This is a genomic window from Streptosporangium sp. NPDC000396, assembly GCF_042898655.1.
GTDB lineage: Bacteria > Actinomycetota > Actinomycetes > Streptosporangiales > Streptosporangiaceae > Streptosporangium.
This window is the reverse complement of the sequence record NZ_JBIAZA010000023.1, coordinates 47,499-59,367: the sequence shown is the minus strand read 5'-3', so window position 1 is coordinate 59,367 and position 11,869 is coordinate 47,499. Positions and strand designations below refer to the sequence as shown.

The 11,869-nt window shown below is 70.3% G+C and carries 9 protein-coding genes; 1 reads left to right on the top strand and 8 read right to left on the bottom strand.

Going from position 1 to position 11,869, the window contains the following annotated elements:
- Nucleotides 1-116: 116 nt before the first annotated feature.
- From ACFY2X_RS32050 to ACFY2X_RS32020, 7 genes are all read right to left on the bottom strand, one after another.
- Complete coding sequence (locus tag ACFY2X_RS32050) at nucleotides 117-1,961, bottom strand: GTPase (protein ID WP_389945680.1); 1,845 nt, start codon at nucleotides 1,959-1,961, stop codon at nucleotides 117-119.
- Between the two features lie 923 nt (nucleotides 1,962-2,884).
- On the bottom strand, nucleotides 2,885-4,117 hold the full coding sequence (gene cobA / locus ACFY2X_RS32045; protein ID WP_389945930.1) for a uroporphyrinogen-III C-methyltransferase: 1,233 nt from the start codon (nucleotides 4,115-4,117) through the stop codon (nucleotides 2,885-2,887).
- A 153-nt stretch (nucleotides 4,118-4,270) separates the two neighbouring features.
- Nucleotides 4,271-5,431, bottom strand: coding sequence for a nicotinate-nucleotide--dimethylbenzimidazole phosphoribosyltransferase (locus ACFY2X_RS32040; protein ID WP_389945677.1), 1,161 nt, complete (start codon nucleotides 5,429-5,431; stop codon nucleotides 4,271-4,273).
- 40 nt (nucleotides 5,432-5,471) lie between these two features.
- Nucleotides 5,472-6,299, bottom strand: a complete 828-nt coding sequence (locus ACFY2X_RS32035; RefSeq protein ID WP_389945674.1) for a sirohydrochlorin chelatase — start codon at nucleotides 6,297-6,299, stop codon at nucleotides 5,472-5,474.
- A gap of 330 nt (nucleotides 6,300-6,629) precedes the next feature.
- Nucleotides 6,630-7,316, bottom strand: coding sequence for a lactate utilization protein C (locus tag ACFY2X_RS32030; RefSeq protein ID WP_389945671.1), 687 nt, complete (start codon nucleotides 7,314-7,316; stop codon nucleotides 6,630-6,632).
- On the bottom strand, nucleotides 7,313-8,698 hold the full coding sequence (locus ACFY2X_RS32025) for a lactate utilization protein B (RefSeq protein ID WP_389945927.1): 1,386 nt from the start codon (nucleotides 8,696-8,698) through the stop codon (nucleotides 7,313-7,315). The genes ACFY2X_RS32030 and ACFY2X_RS32025 overlap by 4 nt, the downstream gene beginning before the upstream one ends.
- A 112-nt stretch (nucleotides 8,699-8,810) precedes the next feature.
- The gene (locus ACFY2X_RS32020; RefSeq protein ID WP_389945668.1) at nucleotides 8,811-9,560 is read right to left on the bottom strand and encodes a (Fe-S)-binding protein; all 750 of its coding nucleotides are present in this window, start codon (nucleotides 9,558-9,560) and stop codon (nucleotides 8,811-8,813) included.
- A gap of 69 nt (nucleotides 9,561-9,629) precedes the next feature.
- Here ACFY2X_RS32020 and ACFY2X_RS32015 point away from each other — a divergent pair, with 69 nt between their 5' ends.
- Nucleotides 9,630-10,382, top strand: coding sequence for a FadR/GntR family transcriptional regulator (locus tag ACFY2X_RS32015; protein ID WP_389945665.1), 753 nt, complete (start codon nucleotides 9,630-9,632; stop codon nucleotides 10,380-10,382).
- On the opposite strand, the gene ACFY2X_RS32010 is transcribed toward ACFY2X_RS32015, so the two are convergent.
- On the bottom strand, nucleotides 10,314-11,804 hold the full coding sequence (locus tag ACFY2X_RS32010) for a sulfatase (protein WP_389945662.1): 1,491 nt from the start codon (nucleotides 11,802-11,804) through the stop codon (nucleotides 10,314-10,316). The genes ACFY2X_RS32015 and ACFY2X_RS32010 overlap by 69 nt on opposite strands.
- Nucleotides 11,805-11,869: the final 65 nt, after the last annotated feature.

Sequence of the window (11,869 nt, the reverse complement as noted above, 5' to 3'; positions counted from 1 at the left end):
TTGGTCGCTCACCGCTCCTCGCTCGCTTCGCGGACCACTCGTACCTCGCGGGCCGCTCCGCTCACTGCGTCGGATTCGCTCGGTCTCACTGGTCGCTCACCGCTCCTCGCTCGGCGTCATCGAGCGACCTCAAGGTTGTACGTTGCCTGGTAGAGATGGGTGGCAGCTGACTCGTCCGGGATGCCCGCGCCGTCGAGGACCTGGAAGTAGCGCGACGTCTCGTCGTCGAACAGCATGCCGATCCGGGCGCGCAGATCGCTGCGGGCCTTGGCGCCGATGGTGCGCAGGGACTCGGCGCCCAGCAGCGCGTGCACCAGCCGCTGCGGCAGCCCGCCGGCATCGGCCGCCTTCTCGGCCTCGGCTGAGCCGTAGCCGAACAACCCGATCGTGAAGATCAACGACAGGGATTCGACGTCGAACGAGACGAGCTTGGCCACCGACCGCTTGGTCACGCCCTCGGTGCGGATCAGCTCGATGATGTGCTCCTGCCAGCCGCCGATGGTCTTGCCGGCCCTGCGCAACAGCTCGTCGGAGGCGTGGCCGAGGCCTGGGGCGGCGGCCAGGCTCTCCCCCACGCCGGGGCGCTGCAGCCAGCGCGAAACGGACTCCTCAGCGGCCCGCTGCGCGGCGGAGGCGATGACGGACTCCAGCCCTGCCCGGAGCGCGGATTTCAGCGCGCTGAGCCGCTCGGGGGCCTGTTTGCTCGCCTTCCCCGCGAACCGGCCCGGCCTGCGCAGGTGCAGGGTCCGCATCAGATCACCCGACCCCGCGAAATCCTGCCACCGGGCGAGCACCTCTCCATGCAGCAACGAGCCGTTCCTCGTCGCCTCCTCGATCTCGGCCAGCGCACCGGCGTAAGCGGCGTTCACATCGCCGCGAAGCTCGCTCCTGAAGAGCACCTGGGCCTCAAGCTGCTTGGCCAGGGCCGGGATCCGGCTGCGGAAGCTGTCCAGCACCCCGGACAGGGTCGCCTGTACGGCCCGCGTCCGGCGCTGGTCGTCCACCGACAGCTCGGTCAGCCAGAGCCTGAGCTCGGCGACCTCGTGGTCGGGGAGCATGCCGTCGGTGACCTTGCTCTCGTTGATGACGAACCGGTCGACCTCGCCGAGGCCGTACTCGGTGAGCATCCGGACGAAGTGCTTGGTGACGACCTCCCGGGACTTGGGCGGCACCCGGGAGAGCACGATGGCCAGCCGGGCCCCGCGTTCCTTGGCCAGGCGGAGCAGCCGCCAGGCGGGGGCGTCGGCGTAGCGGGCGGCGGTGGTGACGAAGATCCATAAATCAGCCACGTCGAGCATGCGATGGGCGATCTCGTGGTGCTCTTCGACGACCGAGTCGATGTCGGGGGTGTCGAGCAGGGCCACGCCCGGGGGCAGGCGCTCGGAGGAGGCGAGCACGAGACCGCCGGGCTCCGCCCTGGGGCTGGGCGCGTCCTGTCTCCGCAGGCTGCCGAGCAGGTCGCCTTCGACGAACCACTCGTGGTCGTCGGGGTGGCAGGCGAGGACCGGGGTGCCGGTGGTCGGGCGGCGCACACCGATGGCGCTGACCTTGGCACCGGCCATGGTGTTGAGGAGCGTGGACTTGCCCGCGCCGGTGGAACCCGCGACGACGATGAGCGCCGGCGCGGTGCTCATCCGGACCCGGGGAATCACGTAGTCGTCGAGCTGGGCCAGGATCTCGTTCTGAGTCCGCCTGGCCTCCTCGGCTCCGGGGAGATTCAGACCGAAGCGGAGGCTGGTGACACCGTCGCGCAGGGCGGTGAGCGCCCTGGTCAGGGCTTCGGAGACGACGTCCGGCAGCGGCTCCTCCCGCACCCGGTCGCCATGCGGTTCCCCGGCTCCGTGAGTGTCGCCGTCCGCCTCGTCTTCGTCTCCGGCCGCGTGGCCGTCCGGGTCGATGAGTCCGGTCTCGTCCAGGGCGGCGGCCGCGTCCGTGCCGGGGACGGGCTCCGGCTCCAGCATGCCTGTTCCGGGCTCTTCGCGCCTCTCAGCGCGAAGAGAAAAAGCGTCGTCACCGGTGTGTGAGGGGATCGCCGCGTCGTCCGGAGACGAAGTGGTGAGGCTCGCGCCGGATTCATGGGTTTCCGCGCCGGATGCCCCTTCGCCTTCGCCGCTTTCCGGTTGAGGAGACGTGACGTCTCCGGGGAAACCGCCGAAGGCCCCGCCCGTGGACGAGGCCGCGCCGCCACTCCCGCGAGAACCCCCGCCCGTCAGAGACGAGATGGTCGCCTCAGCAGCCGCGGCAGCCGCACGAAAAGCAGCCAAAGGATCATCGACGGGCGGAACAGACGCACCCCCGCGGGAAACACCCTCCACACCAGGAGACGAGACAACACCCACGGGAGGAACGGGAGCACCACTGCGGGAGGCGCCCCCGGCATCATCGGAAGGCGGAACGGCAGCGCCCCCGGAAACCCCGTGAGCACCGCCCGTGGACGAGGCCGCGCCGCCACCCCCGCGAGAACCCCCGCCCGTCAGAGACGAGATGGTCGCCTCAGCAGCCGCGGCAGCCGCACGAAAAGCAGCCAAAGGATCATCGACGGGCGGAACAGACGCACCCCCGCCACCCCCGCGAGAACCCCCGCCCGTCAAAGACGAGATGGTCGCCTCAGCAGCCGCGGCAGCCGCACGAAAAGCAGCCAAAGGATCATCCGCGGGCGAGGCGGCGGTGCCACCCGGCTTTTCCCCGCCGGTGCCCGGAGAGCGGAAGCCGCGGGCGCGGATCGACGCTTCGTCATCGTCGGGGCGGATGGCGCCGAAGGCGACCGTCTGCTCGCCCGGGGACTCGGCGTCGTCCGGCGAGGCGTCGTCGGGCGGGTCCTGGGAGGTGCCGGCGAGACGTCGGTCGCGCTCGCTCTGATGGGTGGGCTTGTTCGCAGCCGGCTTCACGGTACTCGCTCCGCTCGAACCATCTCGACCTCCTGCCCGACCTTCACGACATCGCCCACGATCACGATCGCGGGTGGCCGAATCCCAGCCGTGGTCACGCGCTCCGCCACGGTGGCCAACGTGGCGTAAAGAGTTCGCTGGGTGGGAAGAGTACCGTCCTGTACCACCATTACGGGAGTTTCTGGCGAACGTCCGTCTCGTATCAATGTTTCAGCGATCGTGCTGATCCGTTCGACGGCCATCATGAGCACCAGGGTTCCACCGGATTTCGCCAGATTCGGCCAGTCGACGGTGGACTTGGGGTCTCCGGGCGGGACGTGTACGGAGATCACGTGGAACTCCTGGCTGACACCGCGGTGCGTCACCGGCACGTTGGCCGCGGCGGGAACCGCGACCGGGCTGGTGATCCCGGGAACGACGGTGACCGGTATGCCCTCGCGGGCGCAGGCGAGCATCTCCTCTCCGCCCCGGCCGAAGACGAACGGGTCGCCGCCCTTGAGCCGGACCACGAACTTGCCCTGCTTCGCATGTGTGATCAGCAGCTCGTTGATCTTCTCCTGGGCCATGTATCGGCCGTAAGGGATCTTCGCCGCGTCGATCAGCTCGACGTCCGGGGAGAGCTCGTCGAGCAGGGGCTGCGGGGCGAGGCGGTCGGCGATGACCACGTCGGCCTGAGCGAGCAGCTGCCGCCCGCGGACCGTGATCAGGCCCGGATCACCGGGACCGCCACCGACCAGGGCGACGCCGACCGGCTTGGTGCGGTTGCGGCGGGCGTCGACCGTGCCGTCGCGGAGCGCCCCCACGACGGCGTCCCTGATCCCGGCCGCCCGCCGCGGGTCACCGCCCGCGGTGACGGCCACGCTGATCTCATCCACCCGCCCGCTGGCGGGCGTCCAGGCGGCCGAGGCGTCCTTGTCGTCCGCGCGCACGCACCAGATCCGCTTGGCCTCGGCCTCGGCGGCCACCGCGGTGTTCACCGCGCGGTCGTCGGTGCAGGCGTGAACCAGCCAGGCTCCGTCCACATCACCAACCTGGTACGGCCTTGCCTCCCAGGTCACGCGGCCGGTCGCGATGAGATCGTCGAGGGCGTGCGTGACACTCGTCGAAACGATGGTGACCAGGGCACCCGCGTCAAGCAGCGCCGGAACCCGCCGCTGGGCGACGCGTCCCCCACCCACGACGAGCACCCGCCGCCCGGAAAGTTGCAGGCCGAGCAGGTAGGGCGACATGGTGAAAGATCTCCCGTTCACGATTAATTGTGAAGCATGGCGTGTTAAGAGGTAAACCTACCGGCTAGGGACCCGCCGTTTGCTGCACCCGTGTTAACAGCGTAAAGAACGGGCTGACCCCGGTTCCCCACGAGCCCCTCAGCCTTTCGCAGGTCAGGCCTCCTTGTCGGTGACCCCGGCCGAATCGAAGGTCGCCACCTCGTGCATCACCCTGACGGCCGCGCAGACGAGCGGATGAGCGAGCAGGCCGCCGGTGCCCTCTCCGAGACGAAGCTCCAGGTCGACCAGGGGGCGCAGACCGAGGTGGTCGAGTGCGGCCGCGTGGCCGGGTTCGGCCGAACGGTGCCCGGCCACGCAGTGGTCCACCGCGTGGGGGGCCAGCGCGGCCGCCACCAGCGCGGCCGATCCCGCGATGACGCCGTCGAGGATGACCGGCACCTTCAGAGCCGCCCCGCCCAGGATGAATCCGGCGATCGCCGCGTGTTCCAGCCCGCCGACCGCGGCCAGCGTCTCCAGCGCCGATGCCCCGGGGTCGCCTTCACGAACGCCGTCCGGTCCCGGCGTCCCGGTTCTCCCTCCCGACACGCCACCCGAACCCGGCGTCCCGGAGCCGCTCCCCGGCGCCGACGCCAGGCCGTTCACCCGCAGAGCCCGCCGGACGATCTCGACCTTGCGGGCCAAGGTCTCGTCGTCGACCCCGGTCCCCCTGCCGGTCACGCCGGCCGCGTCCTTTCCGGTGAAGGCGCAGATCAGGGCGGCCGAGGCGGTGGTGTTGGCGATGCCCATGTCGCCGGTGATCAGGCAGCGGGCGCCCCGGTCCACGAGTTCGCGGGCCACCGCGATCCCGGTTTCCAGGGCCGCGACCGCCTGTTCGGCGGTCATCGCCGGGCCGATGGACAGGTCGGCCGTGCCGTACGCGATCTTGCTGATCGTCAGGCCCGGCGCGGGGGCGAGGTCGGCGGCCACGCCGACGTCCACGACCGTCACCGACGCGCCGACCTGGGCCGCGAAGGCGTTGGCCACCGCGCCGCCCGCGAGGAAGTTGCCGACCATCTGCAAGGTGACCTCTTGTGGCCACGGGGTCACGCCCTGGGCGTGCACGCCGTGATCGGCCGCGAAAATCGCCAGGGCCGCCGGGGCCGGCAGCGGCGGCGGGCTGACGGCCGCGGCTCCCGCCAGCCGTACCGCCACCTCCTCCAGCGCTCCGAGCGCGCCCCGGGGCTTGGTCAGGCGGTCTTGGTGGGCCCGCGCTTCGGCGAGGGCCACCGGATCGGCGGGCCGGATCGCGGCCACGGTCTGCTCAAGGATGGTCATGCCACCCAGTGTCCCCGGAAACGGCTTCTTTTTGGAAAGGTCACCAGGTGACGCCGCTGAGCGCCTCTTCGTAGCGTTCGACCACCACATCGGCCAGCCCCTCGCAGTCGCCGATGACATCGGCGCAGCGGACGTCCAGGTCGGGGTGGCCCGCGGCGTAGGCCATGGCCTGGGCCCAGACGCGGTCCAGCACGCCGCCGGCGAACAGCAGATAGGGCACGACGATCACGCGCTTGGCGCCGAGACGGCGGCAGCGCTCGATGCCGCCCGGGACACCGGGCGGGGTCAGGGAGACGAAGGCGGTCTCCACGGTCATGTATTCGTGGGCGTGGGTCTCCCAGAACAGGCGGGAGACCCGGTGCACGTCCGCGTTGGCGGCGGGGTCGGTGGAGCCGTCGCCCACCAGGACCACGGCGGTCTCGCCGGTCTCGATGCGCTCGGGCTCGTCGTCCAGCGGCCCGGCGGCCACGGAGACCAGGCGAAGGCTGGCGACCTCTGCGGCGGCGTCCGCCAGGCGCTCGGCGAGCAGCGCCAGGACACGGGGATCCGATCCCAGGGGGCGGCCGTAGTCGCAGGTGAGCATGGGGTGCCGCTCCTGCTCGCGGGCCATCGCGGCGGGGATGTCGGCGCCGAGCCGCATGTCCCCGGTGAGGCTCAGCGGCAGCGCCACCATGCGATGGTGTCCGCGCGCGACCAGCGAGGCGATCGAGTCGCTGAGGCGTGGCCTGGCCTTGGAGATGTATCCGCCGGACACGTCGGCCGCCGTCTGATCCAGACGGCAGCGGAGCCGATGGACGAACCTGCCGAATTCAACGGACCCGTTGTCATCGTGTGAGCCCTGCCCGATGAGCAGCAGCGGCGGCTTCATAGAAACAGGACTCCAATGACCTTGACCTGGGATTACGCAGACGCGACTCGCGAGGATATCCGATAACACCGCAACGTGGACAGGTAACGGATCCGCAAAGTGTGCCAGGTCACGCACGAACGGGGGACGTTGAGGACAGTACCTGAGACGCCGGGGCGATGTGCCCTTCCAGCGTTTTCTCGCCACTGGATTAATTCCCAATATCCCAATGCATCCCTTACGTCACTGGTGTCTCTGATTTTCCCAATCTCCTAGCGCCGTCGGCCTCCCCGATGTCCCCGGCCCCGGACCTCCGATGTCCCTGACATCCCTGCCTCCCGGGTGCCCCGGTCAGCGGACCACCACGACCTCCAGCGTGCGCGGACCGTGCACACCCTCGACGCGGTTCAGCTCGATGTCGCTGGTCGCCGAGGGACCACTGATCCAGGTCAGCGGCTGGGCGGGGTCGAGCCGTCCGAGAGCCTCGGGAACGCTCGCCACGATCTGCCCGGCCCGCACCACGCACAGGTGGTAGTCCGGAACCAGGGTCAGCGCCCGCCGGCCCTGCCCAGGTCCGGCGTCCAGCACGATCGTGCCGGTCTCCGCGATCCCCACCGCGCATCCGGTGATCACCCCGTCTGTCATGTCGAGCTCCACCGCGGTCAGCATCGGGTCGTCGGCGACCGACCCCCGCGGCACCCACTCCGGTGGCAGCCCTTCCGGGACGACCGGCCGGGTGACACCCCGCCGCGCCAGCGCCGCCGCGATCACCTCGGCCACCTCGTCCTCGCTCACCACGTGCACGACGGCCCGGTAGTCGGCCACCCTCTCGGCGAACAGTTCCACCGCGCCGGAGGAGGCCGTCGACGTGCGGTAGGCGCGGGTGATCCCGGTATCCGGCGCCCCCGCCACGGCGCGCCGGATCCTCGACAGGATCAGCTCCCGGCTCCCCGCGGCCGCGTCTGCCCCGGGCCCCTGCGGGGCAGGCCTCGCCGCTCTCGCGCGCGCTCCCGGGTCCGCCCCCGCTCCGTCGCTCATCGGGTTCCTCCGTCGGTACGGTTCCACCAGTCGCGGAAGGACTCGGCGGGGATGTCGGGGATGTCGCGCGTGTCGGTCCAGGCCGACAGCGGGCCGGGCAGGCGTCCGGGGACGAGCCCGCGCAGGCGGCTGCCGAGGCGCTGGGCGCGGGCCAGCCGTACCGGGTGGTCGAGCACCCACCCGGCGACGCGCATCCCCAGGCGCTCGGCGCGCGAGTGACGGGCCTTGGCACGCAGGTGGACCAGGACCTCGGGGATGTCGATCGCCACCGGGCAGGCCTCGAAGCAGGCACCGCAGAGCGTGGAGGCGTAAGGCAGGGAGGCGTCCAGCTCCGAGCTCATGCCACGCAGTTGCGGGGTGAGGATCGCGCCGATCGGCCCGGGGTAGACCGAGCCGTAGGCGTGACCGCCCGCACGCTCGTAGACCGGGCAGACGTTCAGGCAGGCCGAGCAGCGGATGCAGCGCAGCGCCTGGCGGCCGACCTCGTCGGCGAGGACCCGGGTGCGGCCGTTGTCGAGCAGGACCAGGTGGAATTCCTGGCCCTCCACCGAGCCGGTCCAGGTGGAGGTGTAGGGGTTCATCCGCTCCCCCGTGGAGCTCCTGGGCAGCAGCTGGAGGAAGACCTCCAGGTCCCGCCAGGCCGGCAGCAGCTTCTCGATGCCGACCACGCTGATCAGCGTCTCCGGCAGGGTGAGGCACATCCGGCCGTTGCCCTCGGACTCCAGCACGACGAGCGTCCCGGTCTCAGCGATCATGAAGTTGGCACCGGAGATCGCGACCTTGCTGGAAAGGAAGCGTTCTCGCAGGTGAAGCCGGGCGGCCTCGGCCAGGGCGCGAGGCTCGTCGGTCAGCTCTACGGGTGCCGGGCGCCCCCAGTCGGCCATCTTCTCCCGGAAGATCTCCCGGATCTCCGAACGGTTGCGGTGGATCGCGGGGACCAGGATGTGCGAGGGCCAGTCGTCGCCGAGCTGCACGATCAGCTCGGCGAGGTCGGTCTCGTAGGCGGTGATCCCCTGCCGCCGGAGGGCCTCGTTGAGACCGATCTCCTGGGTGGCCATCGACTTGACCTTGACCACGCTGGTCTCGCCGGTCGCCCTGACCAGGTCCGTGACGATCCGGTTGGCCTCTTCGGCGTCGGCCGCCCAGTGGACGTGGCCTCCGGCCGCCGTGACCGCCTCCTCCAGCTGGATCAGGTAGCGGTCCAGGTGGCGCAGGGTGTGGTCCTTGATCTCCCTGCCCGCCGCCCTGAGCTCCGTCCAGTCGGGCAGTTCGGCGACCGCGGCGGCCCGCTTGCCGCGGATCGTGTGCGTGGCCTTGCGGAGGTTGAACCTGAGCTGAGAGTCCTGTACGGCGGCCGCGGCGTTCCGGGGGAACGCGGGCATGCCGAGAAAGGCGCTGTTCCCGCTCAATGCCTGTCTCCTCCCTCGAATGCCGGTGTCTCGCGGTCGCGAGGCACCCGGTGTCCGCGAAACACCGGCGTTCGCGTGGCGCCGGTCATCGGGTGGTCTCCGTGGCGGCGAGGATCTCGGCGAGATGCATGATCCGGACTCCGGTGCGCTGGCGCCTGAGGGCGCCTCCGATGTGCGTCAGGCAGGAGTTGTCGGCGGCGCAGAGCACCTCGGCGCCGGTGGTCATGACGTTGCGCGTCTTGTCGGCGCACATGGCCGCGGAGATCGCCGGATTCTTCACCGCGAAGGTGCCGCCGAACCCGCAGCACTCCTCGGCGGCGGGCAGCGGGACCAGATCCAGGCCCCTGACCTGCCCCAGCAGGCGGACGGGACGCTCGCCCAGGTGGAGAGCGCGCAGGGAGTGGCAGGTCGGGTGGTAGGTCACCCGGTGGGGGAAGTAGGCGCCGACGTCGGTGACGCCGAGGACGTCGACCAGGAACTCGGACAGCTCATGGACCTTCGGGACCGTCTCGGCGACCGCGTCGGCGAAGGAGGCCGCCCCGCCCGCCGGGGCGGCGGCGCGGGCCAGTCTCGGGTACTGCTCGCGAACCGTCGCGGCGCACGACCCCGACGGCGCGACGACCGCGTCGTATCCGGCGAAGACGTTCACGAAGTGCCGCGCCAGCCGCTCGCCCTCCTCGGGATATCCGGTGTTGACGTGCATCTGGCCGCAGCAGGTCTGGGCCCGGGGGAACTCGACGTCGCATCCGAGGCGGCGCAGCAGCGTCACGACCGCCCGCCCGGTGCCGGGGAACAGCGTGTCGTTCACACACGTGACGAACAGGGCGACGCGCACGGCGCTCCTCTCACGATATGGTCAGACCACAGTATGGTCTGACCATATCGCGCCACAAGAGGAGGACCCTTGAGCGGATGGCAGCCGGTCCGGCGCACCCGGGCGTTCGAGGATGTGATCGCCCGGATCGAGGAGCGCATCACGAGTGACGGGCTCACGGTGGGCGACCGCCTGCCCGGCGAACGCCAGCTCGCCGAGCAGCTGCGGGTCAGCCGGTCGTCGGTGCGCGAGGCGATGCGCGTGCTGGAGACGTTGGGCGTGGTCTCGTCCCAGGTCGGGCGGGGTCCCGACGCGGGAGCCGTGCTCACCTCCAGGCCCGCCGGCGCCCTGACCGACCTGCTCCGGCTCCACCTGGGGCTGTCGAGCCTGTCGCTTGAGGAGGTCATCGACGCCCGGCTGATGATCGAGCAGTGGTCCGCCGCGCGCGCCGCCGCCCGCGGGGCCGACCTGTCGGCCCTGACGGACGCCCTGGAGGGGATGGACCGCGCGGCGACGGCCGAGGAGTTCGTCGAGCACGACACCGCCTTTCACGTCGCCATCGCCGAGGCCTCGGGAAATCGCCTGATCGCCGCCATGATGCGTTCCCTGCGCGACTCGGTCCGCCGCTACGCCGTCGAGGCGGTCGAGCGTCTCGGCGAGACGGCCGGGCTGATGGCCGACCACCACCGGATCCACCGGGCCATCACCTCCGGGGATCCGGCGGAGGCGACGGCCGCCGTCGAGACCCACCTCCGGCGCGCCTATCCGGACGCCTCACGAACCCCCCGCGCCGGAAGACCCGGCCGGGTTGGCGAACGAGGGCGGCGGGACGGAGTCGGCTGACCGGCAGGTCGCGCCGGAACAGGCCACCAGGGCGTCGAGCTGCCGGTTGAACTCGGAGATCACCTCGGGCGAAACCCTGGCGGCGAGGTTGTGAAGCTGGTAGGGGTCGGCGGCGTTGTCGTAGAGCTGGTACTCGCCGGTCGCGTAGCGGACGAAGGTGTGCTGGGCGGTTCGCATGCCCTGGTAGGCGGGAACCGGGGTCTGGCGGGCCGAACTCTGGTCGAGCGGTCGGTTGAACTCCATCAGGACGTTCTGGCGCCAGGGGGAGGGAGTCTGGCCGCGCAGGAGCGGGAGCAGGGAGCGGCCCTCGGCGAAGCTCGGCAACTGGGCCCCGCCGAGCTGGGCGAAGGTCGGGGCGAGGTCCACGTTGGCACCCATGGCGCTGATGACGCCCCCGGCCTGGATGCCTGGCCCGCGGGCCACGAGAGGCACTTTGATCGACTCGTCGAACGGGGTCGTCTTGCCCTGGGCGAGCCGGTGCTGCCCCAAGTGGAACCCGTTATCGGAACCAAAGAATATGTAGGTGTTGTCCAGCTTCCCCGAGGCCCTGAGGGTCTCGATCAGAGCACCCACCATGTCGTCCACGCCGAGCATCGCCCGGAGCCGGCGGCGGTAGCGCTCGTCGATGGCCGCGATCTTCTTCTCGCTGAACCTCTCGCGCGAGCTCAGCCAGCGGGGCTCGGCGCTCACGTCCTCCTGGTCGAACGACGGGGGCCGCGGGGCCGTGGCGTCGAGGAACGCCTCGCGATGCCGGGGCGCGCAGTTGGCCGGATTGTGCGGGGCGATCGGGGCGAGGTAGAGGAAGAACGGATCGGTGCCCTGGGAGACGAACGCGTTGGCCTTCTGGCTGAGCACGTCGGCCAGGTAGTCCTCGGGCGCCGAGCCGTAGTCCTTCAGCACGCCGTTCTCGTTGAGCGTGTAGTCGAACTCCTTGTAGAGGTTGCGCACCGGCACGTCCCACTCGTTCCAGCCCGGCGGCACGTAGGTGGGCTCGGCGGCGCCGCCGGGATAGTGGTTGAGGTATTTGCCCATCAGGCCGGTGCGGTAGCCGGCCGCCTGCATCCACGTGCCGACCGTGGAACGTTCCAGGTCGGAGTTGTGGAACTTGGTGAAGCCGCCTTCGGGCGCCGTGTTGGTCAGCACACCGTGACTGTGGACGTATTGGGACCTCAGGATCGACGAGCGCGAGGGACAGCACCAGGAGTTCGTCACGAAGAAGTGGTCGAAACTGGAGCCACCACGGACAAGCTGGTTCCAAATATTCGGAAATTTCTGCAGATCGCCCGATTCTAAATCGTCCGCGAGAATGAATACAATGTTCGGCTGACCGGCCGCTTGTGCAGCAGAAGACACAGCCACCCCCGAGGCACCGAGGCCGAACAGCAGCAGCAGACACAGAAGCTTGCGGACACCGTTTAGCACAAACACACGTTTCCCAGAAGATTGAATATCGACACCTGGCCCTCGACCGACCAAGCTAGAACGTG

Bases quoted from the DNA above. Each gene is read 5' to 3' on its own strand.
- ACFY2X_RS32050 (WP_389945680.1), bottom strand. From the start codon at position 1,961: ATGCTGGAGCCGGAGCCCGTCCCCGGCACGGACGCGGCCGCCGCCCTG.
- cobA (WP_389945930.1), bottom strand. From the start codon at position 4,117: ATGTCGCCCTACCTGCTCGGCCTGCAACTTTCCGGGCGGCGGGTGCTC.
- ACFY2X_RS32040 (WP_389945677.1), bottom strand. From the start codon at position 5,431: ATGACCATCCTTGAGCAGACCGTGGCCGCGATCCGGCCCGCCGATCCG.
- ACFY2X_RS32035 (WP_389945674.1), bottom strand. From the start codon at position 6,299: ATGAAGCCGCCGCTGCTGCTCATCGGGCAGGGCTCACACGATGACAAC.
- ACFY2X_RS32030 (WP_389945671.1), bottom strand. From the start codon at position 7,316: ATGAGCGACGGAGCGGGGGCGGACCCGGGAGCGCGCGCGAGAGCGGCG.
- ACFY2X_RS32025 (WP_389945927.1), bottom strand. From the start codon at position 8,698: ATGCCCGCGTTCCCCCGGAACGCCGCGGCCGCCGTACAGGACTCTCAG.